Source organism: Pseudomonas sp. URMO17WK12:I11 (assembly GCF_007677725.1).
Lineage (GTDB): Bacteria > Pseudomonadota > Gammaproteobacteria > Pseudomonadales > Pseudomonadaceae > Aquipseudomonas.
In genome coordinates this window covers 187,553-203,765 of the sequence record NZ_VEDF01000003.1, presented here as the reverse complement: position 1 = coordinate 203,765, position 16,213 = coordinate 187,553, and the positions used below count along the sequence as shown (strand labels likewise).

Below are 16,213 nucleotides of genomic sequence, written 5' to 3'. Positions count from 1 at the left end.
AGCCTGCCGGGCACGCCAAGATAAGCTGAAACAGAGGGAAGAACAGCATGAAATTCTGCAGCGCCTGCGGCCACCCGGTCACCCAGCGAATCCCCGAAGGCGACAGCCGCCTGCGCTTTGTCTGCGAGTCTTGCCAGACCATTCATTACCAGAATCCGAATATCGTCGCCGGGGTACTGCCGACCTGGGGTAGCCAGGTGCTGCTGTGCCGCCGCGCCATCGAGCCGCGCCGTGGCTTCTGGACGCTGCCGGCAGGTTTCATGGAAAACGCCGAAACTCTGGATCAGGCCGCTCGCCGCGAGACCGTCGAAGAGGCCTGCGCCCAGGTCGGCGACATGGCCTTGTATCAGCTGTTCGACCTGCCGCACATCAACCAGGTGCACGTCTTCTTTCGCGCCGAGCTGGCCGATCGGGATTTCGCGGTCGGAGTCGAGAGCCTCGAAGTGCGCTTGTTCGAGGAGCATGAGATCCCCTGGGGCGAGCTGGCTTTTCGCACCGTCACCCGCACACTAGAATGCTACTATCGCGACCGCGTCAGGCAGCACTACCCGATAGGCCATGAGTACCTGCCGCCGATGAACGTCGTGCCCACCCCTTGAGCTTGCAGGTACTGTTTCATGCGCTGGTTGTTCGCCCTTTGCTGCCTTTGCGTCACCACGCTGACCCAAGCGGCTTTCACCGAAGTGATCATTCGCAAGCCGCAAGCGGCGGCGCCGCTCCAGGCGCAATCGCAGACGGCCATGCAGCCGCTGATCGACAAGGTGCTGGTCATCAAGTCCGAACGCCGCTTGCAGTTGATCAGCCGTGGCGAGCCATTGAAGACCTACCGCATCTCGCTGGGCAAACAACCCAAGGGCGCCAAGGAGCGCGAGGGCGACAAGAAGACCCCCGAAGGCTTCTACTGGCTGGACTGGCGCAAGCAGAGCGACCGGTTCAACCTGGCCATGCACATCACCTATCCGAACATCAGCGACGCCGCCCGTGCTACTCGCGAGGGCTGGAGCGCCGGCAGCATGATCATGATCCACGGCACTCCGATCGACGAGAATTACCCGGAGTGGTACTTCCATACGCTCGATTGGACCGACGGCTGCATCGCCATGCGCAACGCGGACATGCGCGAGGTGTGGAGCCTGGTGCGCGATGGCACGTTGATCGAGATTCGCCCTTGACGAGTCGCGCGAGCGACGCTGTGCTGTAAGACCTTTCATACCCAAAATACACATTTGCCCTACGCGCTGTGTAGGCCGAATCCTGCATCTAAACAGGTGGGTATTTCCCTAGCATCCATGCAATCGAGTACGTGATCCGTACGCCAATTGCCGGGGTGTTCAATGCCATGCCGTTTCGACCAGGCCTGCTGCGCGCTGCGCGCCTGTGCCCTTGCGGCGCTGCTGTGTAGCGCCAGGGCCATGGCCGACGATCCGGCCAGCCTGCAACTGCGCGACCAGCAGCAGTCGCAGCGCCAGTTCGAGCAACGGCAACGGCTACAGCGCTGGCAGTGGCCAACCACGGCCCAGCCCCACGCACCGGCCTCCGCTGCGGCGCCGGATAGCCCGTGCTGGGCGGTGTCGGGGCTGCGCGTCGCTGGCAATCGGCTGGTGAGCGATCAGGCCCTGGCGCCGCAGCTGCGCAAGTGGATGCAGCCGTGCATGGGCGTCAGCGACATCAATCGCCTGCTGCGCGGCATCACCGAGCTGTATGTCCGGGCAGGTTTGCCGACCAGCCGCCCCTATTTGCGCCAGCAGCCCCAGGATCATGCGCCCCTGGACATCGTCATCGTCGAGGGTTTCGTCGAATCCATCGCCCTTGCCGACCCTTCGCTGCCGCTCTCGCTCGGTGGCGCGTTTCCTGGCGTGCTCGGCCAGCCGCTGTATCTTCCCAAGCTGGAACAAGGCCTGGACCAGCTCAACCGCCTGCGCGCCTATGAACTCAGCCTGGACTTGCTGCCTGGAAGTCTGCCAGGCGGCACACGGGTGCTGCTGCGACCACGCACGGTGGCGTCACGTTGGCATCTGGACAGCCGTTTCGACAACCGTGGCAGCGACTTGACCGGCCGCCACCGGATGTCCCTGAGCCTCGGCGTGGACAGCCCATTGGGCATCAATGACGATCTACGGGTGTCGCTGCAATCCAGCGTGCTGTACGCACCCGGGCAAAGTCAGGGTGTCACCCTGTACTACAGCGTGCCCTACGGCGCCTGGACCTTTGCCCTAAACGCCAGCCAGCTGCGCTATCGCGCTCCCCTGCCCCACAGCCGCAAACGCAGCGATGGCCACAGCAGCTACCAGGGCCTGAGCGCCGAGCGACTGTTGTGGCGCAACCAGCAGGGCCTGCTCAGCGCCAGCCTCAGGCTCGACCGCAAGCAGTTGGTCAACCGCAGTGCCGGCGCCGTGGTCACCCAGCAGAGCCCGACCCTGACCAGCATCGAGGCCGGCCTCAACCTGCTGTGGCTCGAAGGCGGGCTCTGGAACGGCTACATCGGCGTTGCCCAAGGTGTGGATTGGTTCGCCGCCGACCAGGCGCCCCTGGGCGTGGAGCGCCTGCGTCCGGATTTTCGCAAGTACCGCGCCAACCTTCTGCACCTGCGCCAAGGGCCGGCCGAAGCCCCTTGGCGCTGGCAGAGCGAGCTGGCCCTGCAGTACAGCGAGCAACCCTTGCCTGCGGTCGAGCAGCTTCTGGTCAGTGATGATTCGACCGTGCGCGGCTACCGCCAGCGCACCTACTCCGGCGCCAATGGCGCGGCCTGGCGCAATACCTTCAGCCGGCCGCTGCCGGCGACCAGGACCGGCGCCGTGAACATCCGTCCCTACCTTGGCCTGGATCTCGGCTGGGCTCAGCTGGCCGCAGACAAACCCTCACAGCGCCTTGCCGGCGCCGCGATCGGCGTCGAACTCACCCTGCCCCAGGCCCGCCTGCGCCTGGACTACCAGCGCGCCTTGTGGTCCAGCGACCTACCCCGCGCCGCCCTGGAACCCGGTTTCTGGGTGCTCGACTGCACCTTGAGCATTTGATCCACACAACAACAAAGAGAAGCGCACCATGCACAACCATTCGCCGTTGCCGGCCGTTCGCCCCGATACCTTGCGTTGGGCCATCTTCCTCGCCCTGCTTGCCCCTGCCGGTGCGTTCGCCGAGGCTGGCCTGGAGCCCGCCACCGGCCCTGCGGGCACCCCGCTGATCAACAACGACCACGGCGTGCCGGTAATCGACATCGTTCCGCCCAACGCCAGCGGGCTCTCGCATAACCAGTTCCATGACTACAACGTGGCCCAGGCCGGCGTGGTGCTCAACAACGCCTTGCATGACGGCCAGTCGCAACTGGCCGGGGCGCTGGCCGCCAACCCGCAGTTCCAGGGCCAGGCGGCCTCGACCATTCTCAACGAAGTCATCAGCAGCAACGCCTCGCTGATCGCCGGCCCGCAGGAAATTTTCGGCCGCCCGGCCGACTACATTCTGGCCAACCCTAATGGCATCACGCTCAACGGCGGCAGTTTCATCAACACCACCCGGGCCGGGTTCGTGGTCGGCACGCCGGAGCTGCAGGAAGAACAGTTGCGGCATTTCTCGACCCTAAGCGCCACTGGCGCCCTGCACGTGTTGCACGGCGGGCAGAGCAACGCCGCGGGCGCACTCGATCTGATCGCCCCGCAAGTGACCCAACATGGGTTGCTCAGCGCCAAGGATGACCTGAACCTGGTCGCCGGGCGCAATCGCATCGCCCACGCCGACGGGCAGGTCCTCGAGCACTTGCCGGGCACGGCCTCCAGCATCGATGCCAGCCTGTTCGGCGCCATGCGGGCGGGGCGCATTCGTGTGGTCAGCACCGCCGAGGGTGCTGGGGTGCGCACCGGTGCGGTGAAGTTAAAGGCCGACGACGGCATCGCCATTCATTCGGCGGGCTTGCTGGAAATCGCAGGAGACGCGGGTGACGCCGCCGAACTGCTCAGCGACCACGGCGCCTTGCAGCTCAGTGCTGCCGACGACCTGCGCATGAGTGCCGTGCAAGGCCGGGCTGGGACCATCGAGGTCAAGGCTGGCAAGGCCTTGACCCTGGATGCCAAGACCCGGGAAAACATCGCCCACGATCGTGACAACTGGAGCAAGAAATTCCTTTTCATCACCCGCGAAACCTACGCGCGCGACACCGCCACGACCGAGCGCCAGCAACACGGCGTGCAACTGCAGGCCAGCGACAGCCTGGCAATGCGGTCGGGTGCCGATATGCGCCTGCGCGCCGCGGACGTGCGGGCCGGTGCCGGGCTGACCATGACCAGCGGCGGCAACCTCGACATCGTCGCGGGCGTCGACAGCGCGCACGTCAGCGAGCAGCTGCGTCACCGCAAGGACCTGTGGCGCGGCGACCGAGATACCGAACGCTATACCGAGTTCGCCCGCCCCACCACCCTGACGGCCGAGCGCATGAACATCAGCGCCAAGGACACCCTGAACCTCGAAGGCAGTCGCTTGCACAGCGACGGCGACATGACCCTCGAGGCCCAGCAGGTGAAGGTCGGCGCGACGTCCTTGCAGCACCGCAGCGATGACACGAGCTATCGCGGCGACCTGCTCTCCGGGACCTTCTTCGGCGCCCGCAAGGGCAACGACAGCGAAGGCAACAGCCTGACCGGCAGCAGCATCAACGTCGGTGGCAAATTGGACCTTAGCGCAGACCAGGTCACCATCAGTGGCAGCACCGTGCATGGCCAGCAGGACGCCGTGCTGTACAGCAAGCAAGGCGCGTTGGCCATCGAGGCCGAGCACGCCAACAGCCGCACCACCGCACGCGAAAGCGACAGCAAGCTGTTCGGCCTGTTCGCGAGCAAGCGCGAGAACACCCAGGCGCAACAGCAGCTGCTGGTCAGCGACGTTGGCTCGGCGAGCAACCTGCGCCTGGCCAGTGCCGAGGAGCTGCGCATCCATGGCGCCAAGGTCGAAGCCGGCAAGCACCTGCAGGTCGAGGCCAAGGGCGATGTGTCGCTAGGCAACGCGCAGGCAGTCACTGAACGCCTGAGCAGCGATCATCAGCGAGGCTTGACTGCCAGCGCCAAGCAGACCCAATCGGCACAAGATGGCAAGCCTGACTCGCGGCAATACGCGGCAAGCGTCGGTTATGAGGTCACGAACCAGAACGGGCAGGTCCGCGAGACCACGCACACCGCCAGCGTGCTCAAAGGCGCTACGGTGGCGCTCGCCAGCCAAGCGCACTTGCGCATCGACGGTTCCAAGGTTGAGGCCAGCGCTGGCGATCTGGCGCTCAAGGGCCAGCAGGTGACCCTGGGCGCGACGCGCAACGAACGCGAGGCAGTCACTCGTACCAGCCAGAGTGGCGGCGGCCTGACCGTGACCGGCGGTATCGACCGGTTGGGCAGCCTGTTCGAGGGCCATCACAACAGTACCCAGCTGACCGAGCGTGACAGCAGCGTCCAGCGCAGCGAAGTGCAGGCCAGTGGCAACCTGACGATCGACACCGATGCGTTGCTGACCGAAGCGGCGCGTGTCAACGCAGGCGAGGCTTTGCAGGTCAATGCCAAACGCATCGAGAACCGCGCGGTGCAGGACACCCACGAGCGCGAAGAAGTCCGCAGCGATTGGTCCGCCAGCCTTGGCGCCAGCGTCGAATACCGCGACGTGACCCGGCCGATCGAACGGCTGGTCATGGGCGAAGAAGCGGCCCGCTTCCAGCAGGCGGCGCCCGAAGATGCCATGGTCGCGCCCAGCGTCGGCGCCGACATGACGGTCGAACACTTAAAGCGCCTGGAAAACCAACGCCGCGGTATTGCCCAAGTCAGCGAACTGGGTGGTGCGCAGGTGCACGTGCAGGCCAGCAGCATCGACGACCAGGGCACCGCGTGGCGGGCCAATGCCGGCACGTTGCAGATCGCAGCCGACCAGCACAGCATGCGCGCCGCCGAGAATACTCAGGGCCATGGCATCGACCGCTTGGCCTTCGCTGGCGATCTGCGCGTCGACACCAGCACGGGCAGTGACGTCAACGTGCGCGCCACCGGCAAAGGCGGCTCGCTGGATCAGCGAACGGCCAGCAGCACCGCAGTGCCCGGCAGTCTGTATGGCCAACAGGGGATCCAGATCCAATTGGGCAGCGATGGCCGCTATGAAGGCACCCGCTTCGATGGCGGTGCCGGGGACGTGGTGGTGCACAGTGGCGGGACCCTCTCGTTGTCCCAGGCCAATGACAGCACCGAGCGACAAGCCAGCCAGCTCGACGGCAACGCCTGGGCCAAGGTCGGCAACCGCCCTGCCGGCACCGGGCTGGACGCTCGAGGCTACCTGGATCAGGAGAAGCAGCAGGCCGCGCAACAGAGCGCCCAGGTCGCGCAAATCGATGCCAAGGGCGACGTACGCCTGAGCAGCGTCGGCGACCTGGTGCTCGAAGGCACACGCATTGGCAGCCGGGAAGCCCAGGTAGGCGATATCGCGCTGCACAGCCAAGCCCGTGTGCAGGTCCTGGCTGCCAGCAACAGCCAGACGGCCTCCGGCGGCAAGCTGGGCGGTGGCCTTGAGCTGTCGGCCAAGCTGGGCGAGACCAAAGGTGGCGCACTAGGCGGCCATTTCACCCACGGCAAGCAGGACGAAGCCGCGCGACAAGCGGTCGATGCTCTGTTCGACAGCCGCGCCACGCTGACCGTCAGCAGCGCTGCCCGCGACGACATCGCCGTCCACCTGCAAGGCCTGCAGGCGTCGGCCGAGCGTATCGAGCTCGACGCCGGCGCCGGTGGCATGTTGATCGAAGGCTCGTCGGATCAGCAGCGGGTCGACAACCTGGAGATCAGTGCCGGCGCAGGCTTCGACATGGCCAAAGGCGGCACAGACACGCGCGGCCTGCATGCCCGGGCCAAGGTCGATCTGGACAAGCGCGACAACCTCACCTGGAACAACAGCACCCTGCGCGCCGACGACATCGCCTTGCAGAGCCTGGGCGACACCCGTATCGAGGCGGCGAATCTTGAAGCCGGGCGCATCACTGGCGCCATCGATGGTGATCTGCGCGTCGCCAGCCGCAAGGACAATGTCAACACGGTGACCGTTGCAGGCGATGCGCGGCTGAGTCACGAGCGTAACCCGCAGGGCTATATCAATGCTGCCGCCGCGGTAGCCGGGCCGTTGGGCGGCAAGGTCAAGGAAAAGGCCGGCTCAGCCTTGGGCAAGGCCGACCCGGGGTTCTCACCGACCTTGGAGCTTGAGGTCTCGCACCAGGTGCGCGATAGCGTCGCCCAGCAGACACTGCTCAAGGCCAGTGATGGCATTGCCCTGAGCGTCGGCGGCGAGGCGCACCTGGTTGGCGCGCGCTTGCAATCGGCCCAGGGCACGGTGGCACTGGACGCTGCCGCCACCCGCCGGGAAACCCTGAGCGGCACGGATTATCGCCGTGATGTTTCGGTCGATGGCTCGAACTCGCTGGCCGACCTGGGCAGCGCCATTGCCGACATTGCCAAAGGCAAAGGCGCGGCCAGCGGCGAAAATGCCCTCGACCTTGGCTTGCTGCGCACCAGCGGGCATAGCCGCAGTGAGCAGTGGGCTTCGAGTGTGCAAGGCCGGGGGGAGTAAACGCGCGCGCACCCGTCCGACCAGCGCAACTACCGCGCGTGGCCCCGCGCTCGACATCGAGCGATCGCGGCACGCGCGCGGCATTGAGATTCAAGGTCTGCAGGGCCATTCACAATAATGCCAAATGAACGTCACATTTAATCCCTAAGGTTGCGGGTCTTCTACTCAGCACCTCAAGGACACCCGATGAGTCGAGACACTGGCGATAACCTGGACCGCAACCACAGCGGCAACCTGCCAATGGCCAGCGTGATGGACGCCTACCTGAGTCGCCGGAGCATGATGCGTGGCACCTTGGGCGCAGCCATCGCCATGATTGCCGCAGGCGGCCTGGGTGGCTGCATCGACAGCAGCGCCGCCCATGCCGATTCGGCTGGCGCACCACCGCCCCATAAGCCCGAGCAGGCGAAACTGGCCTTGGGCTTCACGTCCATTGCCGGCTCGCGAACCGACGCCTGCGTCGTCGCCGCAGGCTACAGCGCGTATGTACTGGCGCCATGGGGTACGCCCTTGAACAGCGCCGCCAGCCCTTGGCAAGCCGACGGCAGCAACAGCGCCACCGACCAGGCCAACGCCATGGGCATGCACCACGATGGCATGCACTTCTTCCCCATCGACGGCAGCTCCGAGGATGGCCTGCTGGCCATCAACTTCGAGTACATCGATCAGGCAGCCCTGCACCCCAACGGCCCGACGCTGGATGCCAACGGCAAGCGACCCGCCGAAGAAGTGCGCAAGGAGGTCAACGCCCACGGCGCTGGCGTGGTGCGTTTGCGCAAGGTCGACGGCCGCTGGCAGGTGGTCGACAACGACCCGCTCAACCGCCGATTCACCAGCGCTTCACGCATGGCGTTGAGCGGCCCACTGCGCGGCACCGATCATGTCAGAACCCGCTATTCAGCCGACGGCACCCATTGCCGCGGCACCAACAACAACTGTGGCAACGGCTTCACCCCATGGGGCACTTATCTGACCTGCGAAGAGAACTGGCCGGGCATCTTCGTCAACAAGGGCTCGCGCCCCGAAGATCAGCGTCGCATCGGCGTCGGCACCTCCAGCGGCCAATTCGGCTGGGAAAGCGCAGCCGGTGACAGCACCGAAGTGGCCGATGAATTCGCCCGTTTCGATGTGACGGCCCACGCTGCCAGCGCCACCGACGACTATCGCAACGAGGCCAGCACGTACGGTTACATCGTCGAAATCGACCCCTACGACAGCAGCACCCTGGCGACCAAGCGTACGGCGCTGGGACGCATGCGCCACGAAGGCTGCTGCCCAGGCCTGGCAGTGCCGGGCAAGCCGCTGGTGTGGTACATGGGCGATGACTCGAACAACGAATACCTCTACAAATGGGTGTCCGAAGCCGTGTGGGACAGCGCCGATGCTCACCCGGCCGACCGCCTGCAGACCGGGGCAAAGTACCTGGACCACGGCAACTTGTATGTGGCCCGCTTCGACGCCGACGGCAGCGGCGCATGGCTGCTGCTCGACGTCGACAGTGTGACCACTGGCGGCGGCACGCTGGGCGAGCTGTACGGTGATCTGCCAGGCATCATCCTCAATACCCGCGGGGCGGCCGATGCCGTGGGCGCTACCCCCATGGATCGCCCAGAATGGACTGCCGTCAACCCACTCAATGGCGATGCCTACCTCACCTTGACCAACAACAGCGTGCGCACGCCCCACCAGGTCGATGCCGCCAACCCACGCGGGCCGAACCGTCATGGCCATATCATTCGCTGGCACGACAGCGACGATCAGTTGAGCTTGCGCTGGGACATCTTCGTGTTCGGAGCCAATGCTGGCGCAACGGCCGACATCAATCGCTCGGGGCTGACCGAGTTGAACCAGTTCGCCAGCCCCGACGGCATGCGCTTCGATAGCCGTGGTGTGTTGTGGTTCCAGACCGACAACAGTGAGCAGAGCGTCAGCGCCTACACCAACGACCAACTGCTGGCAGTGATTCCGAGCGAACTGGTCGATGCCACGGGTGAGCAGGTTGCATTGAACGCGCACAACCAGGCCGCCCTGCGTCGATTCTTCGTCGGGCCCAACGGCTGTGAAGTGACCGGAATCACGTTCACCCCGGACAACAAGACGATGTTCGTGAACATTCAACACCCGGAAAACTGGCCCTGCAGCGCTGATGCAACCGAGCCTACACCCGCCGCTACCACGCTGCGCCCGCGCGCCTCGACGGTGGTCATCCAGCGTAACGACGGTGGGCCAATCGGAACGGCCTGAGGAGCGCCCATACGCGCTGAGGGGAAGCCATTGCGACTGGAAGGCGTCCCGAATGCCTGCCGCTCAGCGAAGTGAGCATGCTGCTGCTCCCCCTACTGTCCATGGAGTACAGCATGCCGCTTTCCAGAGATGTGCTCATCCATTCGTCGATCCAGTGCACCCACCCGCTCGAGCAATTGGCCGCTTTTGCCAGGACGACAGAAATAAAACGCTTTCAGTACGTGCTACGCGTTATTTTCGGGGCTTCGTCCACCGCGGACTTTACCAAGTTACACGACGATCTACGTGGCGAAAGGCTCAATAATCCGCGCTATAGAATCGTCAGCGAACTGAGTGCCGGCGCGCGTTACGATCAGAACTCCCAGACCATTGAAGTCAGCGCTGCCGCCGTCGAGCAAGCGCTGAGCCAGGCATCTTCCAGCTTTCCGTTTCTGGTCGATTTGTTGCAGAGCTTTGCCCACTACGTCGCAGACTTTGCCCAGCTGAACGTTGCCGATGACAGCTGGCCGGAAGTTGCAAAAAATTACGTCGGCACGTTGGCGCTGTTCGATCGGCAGACCAAGCCCGGCACGGTGATCGCGGTCATCGATGCTGACGGTTCTACGGAAACCATTACCCTCGCACTGCCCAGTGCCACCGCTGCAACAAGCACCAAATCGGAGGATGAGTAATGTTTCCAGCAGGAGAAGGCAGCGGCGCCGCTAACTCGCATGGCCATGAATCGATAGAACGGGCATTGGCCTCCGCAGGGTTTACGCCAGAACAGCGCAAGATGATCTATTTCGGCAATTGGCTGCGGGATTTTTCTCAATTGGTCGATCCCAAATTGACCCGCGCACCCGATGCTGCAAAAGATTTTCCCAGTAAATTCTCCCGAGCCTCACTCACCGAAGTGGCGGACTTGCTCGCTTTGAAAGCCTTTACCAGCCTTCAGGAAACCGCAGAAGGTCGCAATACCTTTCGGGTGACCGAGCACGTGTTGGGCGTCTATCGCCCTTCTGAGCATATCGACAATCCACTGTCGTACGACACAGGCGGCGATCCACAGTTGATCGACCCAGACTTTGAGCCGCTGGTTGGCCCCGAGCATGCGTGGATGGAGTTGACGCATGAAACGTCGATGTATCGCTATTTCGACAACGCCCAGTCCTACATGTACCAGAAGCTCGTCGACGCCTCGATAGCCGGACCTACGCCTGAAGGGATGCGTCTGTTCGGGGAGGGCTTGCATGTCCTGGAGGACCTGTTTGCACACTCCAACTTCCTCGAACTCAGCTTGCGCAAGATGGGTCACGGCGACGTGCTGGTATGGACCAGGGAGAAAGACTGTGCGCATAAATGGCCGTTGGTCACAGGCCGGTTCTCCAGCAGCGACGTACTCGGCAGTTTGCTCGAGCCGATTGGCAAGTTCCTCTTCCCCGCCAAGGCGATTGACTTCAAGCCTACGCGTCCGGGAGATCGCAGTGACACCGAGCGGATGCTTCTGATCCTGCTCAGGGAGCACGAGGATCCTGACTGGCTGGCACTACTGGAGAGCTATCTGCAAGTGCGCGACGAAGCGGCAACATCCCCTTGGTATGAAGCGATCAGTCTGGCCAATCATTACACCGACCTGCCACTCAAGACCTTGGGTTATCTGGTCGACGTGGTCTTCCAGAAACTGATGAAATGGGCAGGTGATAACGTCGATGACCTACAACTGCTGGTAGGCCAAGACCCAAACATCGACGAAGACGTCCACCCGACCCACTCACAATTGGCTAAAGATCACGACACCCATCCATTTCATGGATTGGCGGTGTACTTGGCGCAATATGCGATTGAACAGGTAGGTCGGGCCATGTATGAGTATTGGCATGGAGATACTGGAAGAGACCCAGCGACACTGGCCAAGAGCTTTTTTGTCCACCCGGCAGTTTCTGACTGGCAAGACGACATCGTGCAAGCCTGGGCAATGACCAATGAAGACAACATTCGCGAAGGCTCTTCGAGCGGAAGCTTCAGTGAAAGGCGCAGGGACTATTTGCAAGCGGCTCGAAAAAGGCTGGAGGAGCTGGGAAAGGATAATGCGGCATCGTTCATCAAACAACGCGAGACATTGACCGGCCTCTTTCCACTCGGTTGAAGCGCAGGCTTGGCCAAGCCATGCCCTGCGCGCTTCACACTCATAGATCCAACAAACGCCAGACTTCATAGGCCGGCGTTTCATACGGATGACTTTGCTTGAGCGCAGCGACGACCTGAACGATCAGGTCGTCGGCTACCACCAGCTCGACCTTCCATTCTTCGACCACCTCAACCTCACCGGCCTGCCCGAGAAACGGCTGACTGCCGTCCAGCGGGCGAAACTGGCCCTGGCCAAGGGCCTGCCAGGCGCAGTGGTCGTAGTCGCCGATACGCCCGCCACCAGCGGCGAACACGGCGACCTTGACCACCTCGACATGGCTGGCCGGAACGAAGAACGCGAGCTTGTGCACGCAATCAGTTCACCCAGGCACGTGCGTTGCGGAACATGCGCATCAGCGCTGCATCTTCCTGCCATTCATCTGGACGCCAGGAGTTCTGCACGGCGCGGAACACCCGCTCCGGGTGCGGCATCATGATCGTCACTCGGCCATCGCGGCTGGTCAGGCCGGTGATCCCGCGCGGCGAACCGTTCGGGTTGGCCGGATACGCTTCGGTGACCCTGCCGTGGTTGTCGACATAACGCAGCGCCACGCAACCGGACACATCGGCCTCCAGCAGTGCCTCTTCGCTGGCGAACTCGGCATGCCCCTCACCGTGGGCAATGGCGATCGGCATACGCGAGCCGGCCATGCCGTCGAGGAAGATCGAGTTGGATTTCTGCACCTCGACCATCGCCACACGCGCTTCGAACTGCTCCGAGCGGTTGCGCACGAAGTGCGGCCAGTACTCGGTGCCTGGAATCAGCTCGTGCAGGTTGGACATCATCTGGCAACCGTTGCACACGCCCAGCGCGAAGCTGTCAGTGCGCTCGAAGAAGGCCTGGAAGGCATCGCGCGCGCGGCTGTTGAACAGCGCCGACTTGGCCCAGCCTTCACCGGCACCGAGCACGTCACCGTAGGAGAAACCACCGCAGGCGACCAGGCCTTTGAAGGCTTCGAAATCGACACGACCAGCGAGGATATCGCTCATGTGCACGTCGATGGCGGCGAAGCCTGCGCGATCGAACGCGGCAGCCATCTCGACCTGGCCATTGACGCCCTGCTCCCGCAGGATCGCCACTTGCGGGCGCACGCCTTTCTTGATGTAGGGCGCGGCGATGTCGTCGTTGACGTCGTAGCCGAGCTTGACCGAAAGGCCCGGGTTGTCTTCTTCGAGCAGCAGGTCGAATTCCTGATCGGCGCAGTCGGCGTTGTCACGCAGGCGCTGGATCTGGTAGCTGGTTTCCGCCCACTGGCGCTGCAGCATGCGACGGTCGTCGTCGAACAGCACTTCGCCATTGAGGCTGACCGAGACTTCAGCGTTGTTGACCGGCTTACCGATGACGGCCACACACTCCTCGCCCAGGCCAGCGGCGCTGAATTGCGCCAGCACGTCGGGCGTTGCGTCCTGGCGCACCTGGATGACCGCACCGAGTTCTTCGTTGAACAGGATGGCCGGCACTTCGGCCTTGTCGTCGGTCAATGGGTCGAGTTGCAGATCGAGGCCGCAATGACCGGCGAAGGCCATTTCCAGCACGGTGGTGATCAGGCCACCGTCGGAGCGGTCGTGATAGGCCAGCAGGTGGCCGTCTTCGTTCAAGCCCTGAATCACGGCGAAGAAGGCCTTGAGGTCTTCGGCGTCGTCGACGTCCGGGGCTTGCGCTGCGATCTTGCCGTAGGTCTGCGCCAGGATCGAGGCGCCCATGCGATTCTTGCCACGGCCAAGGTCGACCAGGATCAGGTCGGTTTCGCCCTTGTCCATGCGCAACTGCGGGGTCAGGGTCTTGCGGATATCGGTGACCGGGGCAAAGCCGGTGATGATCAACGACAGCGGCGAGGTCACGCTCTTCTCGACGCCCTCCTCGCTCCACTTGGTCTTCATCGACATCGAGTCTTTGCCGACCGGGATGGTGATGCCCAGCTCCGGACACAGCTCCATGCCTACCGCCTTGACGGTGTCGTACAGTCGGGCATCTTCACCGGGGTGACCGGCGGCAGACATCCAGTTGGCCGACAGCTTGATGTCGGACAGCTTGTCGATACGCGAGGCGGCGAGGTTGGTCAGGGTTTCGCCGATCGCCATGCGCCCGGAAGCCGGGGCATCGAGCAAGGCCAGCGGGGTGCGCTCGCCCATTGCCATGGCTTCGCCGGTGTAGACGTCGAAACTGGTGGCGGTGACCGCGCAATCAGCCACCGGGACCTGCCAAGGGCCGACCATCTGGTCGCGCGCGACCAGGCCGGTGATGGTGCGGTCGCCGATGGTGATCAGGAAACTCTTGCTGGCCACTGCCGGGTGGCTGAGGACGCGCTGCACGGCGTTGTCCAGGTCCAGCTGGCTGGGGTCGAAATCGTCGCCCAATTCAGCTTCGCGCGTGACCGAGCGGTGCATGCGCGGCGGCTTGCCCAACAGCACATCCAGCGGCATGTCGACCGGGGTATTGCCGAAGTGACTGTCGCTGACGGTCAGGTGCGGCTCCTCGGTGGCTTCGCCAACCACGGCGAACGGGCAACGCTCACGCTCGCAGATGGCCTGGAAGCGCTCGAAGTCGGCGGCGCTGACGGCCAGCACGTAGCGTTCTTGGGATTCGTTGCTCCAGATTTCGTGCGGAGCCATGCCCGGCTCGTCGTTGGGCACATTGCGCAGTTCGAAGCGGCCACCGCGGCCGCCGTCGTTGACCAGCTCCGGGAAGGCGTTGGAGATACCGCCAGCGCCCACGTCGTGGATGAAAGCGATCGGGTTGGCGTCGCCCAGCTGCCAGCAGCGGTCGATGACCTCCTGGCAGCGGCGCTCCATTTCCGGGTTTTCGCGCTGTACCGAGGCAAAGTCCAGGTCAGCCGAGCTGGCGCCGGTGGCCACCGACGAGGCCGCGCCGCCGCCCAGGCCGATCAGCATGGCCGGGCCGCCGAGCACGATCAGCTTGGCACCGACGGTGATCTCGCCCTTCTGCACATGGTCTTCACGGATGTTGCCCATGCCGCCGGCGAGCATGATGGGCTTGTGGTAACCGCGTACTTCTTCACCGTGCGGGGTCTCGATGGACTGCTCGAAGGTACGGAAGTAGCCGGTCAGCGCCGGGCGGCCGAATTCGTTGTTGAACGCCGCGCCGCCGAGCGGGCCTTCGATCATGATGTCGAGGGCGTCGACGATGCGCTCGGGCTTGCCGTAGGCCTGCTCCCATGGCTGTTCGAAGCCTGGGATACGCAGGTTGGACACGGTGAAGCCAGTCAGGCCAGCCTTGGGCTTGGCGCCACGGCCGGTGGCACCTTCGTCGCGAATCTCACCGCCGGAGCCGGTGGAGGCGCCGGAGAACGGGGCGATGGCGGTCGGGTGGTTGTGGGTTTCGACCTTCATCAGGATATGCACCGGCTCCTGCACCGCGCCGTACTGACGGGTTTCAGGGTTCGGGAAGAAGCGCCCGGCGACATTACCGACGATCACCGAAGCGTTGTCCTTGTAAGCCGACAACACGCCTTCGCTGTGCATCTGGTAGGTGTTCTTGATCATCCCGAACAGGCTCTTTTCCTGGGCCTGGCCGTCGATGTCCCAACTGGCGTTGAAGATCTTGTGGCGGCAGTGCTCGGAGTTGGCCTGGGCGAACATCATCAGCTCGATGTCGTTCGGGTTGCGCTTGAGGCCCTGGAAGGCGTTGACCAGGTAGTCGATTTCGTCTTCGGCAAGGGCCAGGCCCAGGTCTATGTTGGCCTGGGCCAGGGCGGCGCGGCCACCGGCGAGGATATCCACCGAGGTCATCGGCTTGGGCTGGGCGTGGCTGAATAGGTCGGCTGCCTGCTCCAGCTCGGCGAGCACGCGCTGGGTCATGCGGTCGTGCAATTCGGCGGCGACCTGCGCCGCGTCAGCTTCGCTGAGGTCACCGGCAACGTAATAGGCGATACCGCGCTCCAGGCGGTGAATCGACTGCAGCCCGCAATTGTGGGCGATGTCGCTGGCCTTGCTGGCCCATGGCGAGATGGTACCCAGGCGCGGCACCACCAGGAACAGGCGACCGGTTGGCGTCTGCACCGGCACGCTCGGGCCGTATTTGAGCAGACGGCCCAGCACCTGCTGCTGGTCGGCGGTCAGTTCGCCGTCAACGTCGGCAAAGTGGGCGAATTCGGCATACAAACCAGTAACAGCGGGAACTTTCTGGCTCAGTTGCTCGAGTAATTTACCGTGGCGAAAGGCAGAAAGGGCAGGAGCGCCGCGCAGGATCAACATCGTCGGGACAGCCTCAGGA

Annotated in this window: 9 protein-coding genes; 7 read left to right on the top strand and 2 right to left on the bottom strand. The window is 63.9% G+C overall.

Annotated elements, in window-relative coordinates; all coding sequences use genetic code 11:
- The first annotated feature begins 47 nt into the window (after nucleotides 1–47).
- From FS665_RS07145 to FS665_RS07115, 7 genes are all read left to right on the top strand, one after another.
- The gene (locus tag FS665_RS07145; protein WP_145185467.1) at nucleotides 48–599 is read left to right on the top strand and encodes an NUDIX hydrolase; all 552 of its coding nucleotides are present in this window, start codon (nucleotides 48–50) and stop codon (nucleotides 597–599) included.
- Between the two features lie 18 nt (nucleotides 600–617).
- Nucleotides 618–1,172: a murein L,D-transpeptidase family protein gene (locus FS665_RS07140; protein ID WP_145185464.1), complete on the top strand. Its 555-nt coding sequence runs from the start codon at nucleotides 618–620 to the stop codon at nucleotides 1,170–1,172.
- Between the two features lie 162 nt (nucleotides 1,173–1,334).
- Nucleotides 1,335–3,014, top strand: a complete 1,680-nt coding sequence (locus FS665_RS07135) for a ShlB/FhaC/HecB family hemolysin secretion/activation protein (protein ID WP_145185461.1) — start codon at nucleotides 1,335–1,337, stop codon at nucleotides 3,012–3,014.
- A gap of 28 nt (nucleotides 3,015–3,042) precedes the next feature.
- Complete coding sequence (locus FS665_RS07130; RefSeq protein WP_145185458.1) at nucleotides 3,043–7,569, top strand: hemagglutinin repeat-containing protein; 4,527 nt, start codon at nucleotides 3,043–3,045, stop codon at nucleotides 7,567–7,569.
- Between the two features lie 186 nt (nucleotides 7,570–7,755).
- Nucleotides 7,756–9,813 (top strand): PhoX family phosphatase, encoded by a 2,058-nt coding sequence (locus FS665_RS07125; RefSeq protein WP_145185455.1) that lies wholly within the window; start codon nucleotides 7,756–7,758, stop codon nucleotides 9,811–9,813.
- A 77-nt stretch (nucleotides 9,814–9,890) separates the two neighbouring features.
- Nucleotides 9,891–10,484: a hypothetical protein gene (locus FS665_RS07120; RefSeq protein WP_145185452.1), complete on the top strand. Its 594-nt coding sequence runs from the start codon at nucleotides 9,891–9,893 to the stop codon at nucleotides 10,482–10,484.
- The gene (locus tag FS665_RS07115; RefSeq protein ID WP_145185448.1) at nucleotides 10,484–11,938 is read left to right on the top strand and encodes an HET-C-related protein; all 1,455 of its coding nucleotides are present in this window, start codon (nucleotides 10,484–10,486) and stop codon (nucleotides 11,936–11,938) included. The genes FS665_RS07120 and FS665_RS07115 overlap by 1 nt, the downstream gene beginning before the upstream one ends.
- Nucleotides 11,939–11,978: 40 nt before the next feature.
- Here the strand turns inward: FS665_RS07115 and FS665_RS07110 are convergent, their stop codons facing one another.
- On the bottom strand, nucleotides 11,979–12,290 hold the full coding sequence (locus FS665_RS07110) for an NGG1p interacting factor NIF3 (protein ID WP_145185445.1): 312 nt from the start codon (nucleotides 12,288–12,290) through the stop codon (nucleotides 11,979–11,981).
- A gap of 4 nt (nucleotides 12,291–12,294) precedes the next feature.
- A complete protein-coding gene (gene purL, locus FS665_RS07105) occupies nucleotides 12,295–16,194 on the bottom strand; it encodes a phosphoribosylformylglycinamidine synthase (RefSeq protein ID WP_145185442.1) in 3,900 nt (1,299 codons plus the stop codon).
- Nucleotides 16,195–16,213: the final 19 nt, after the last annotated feature.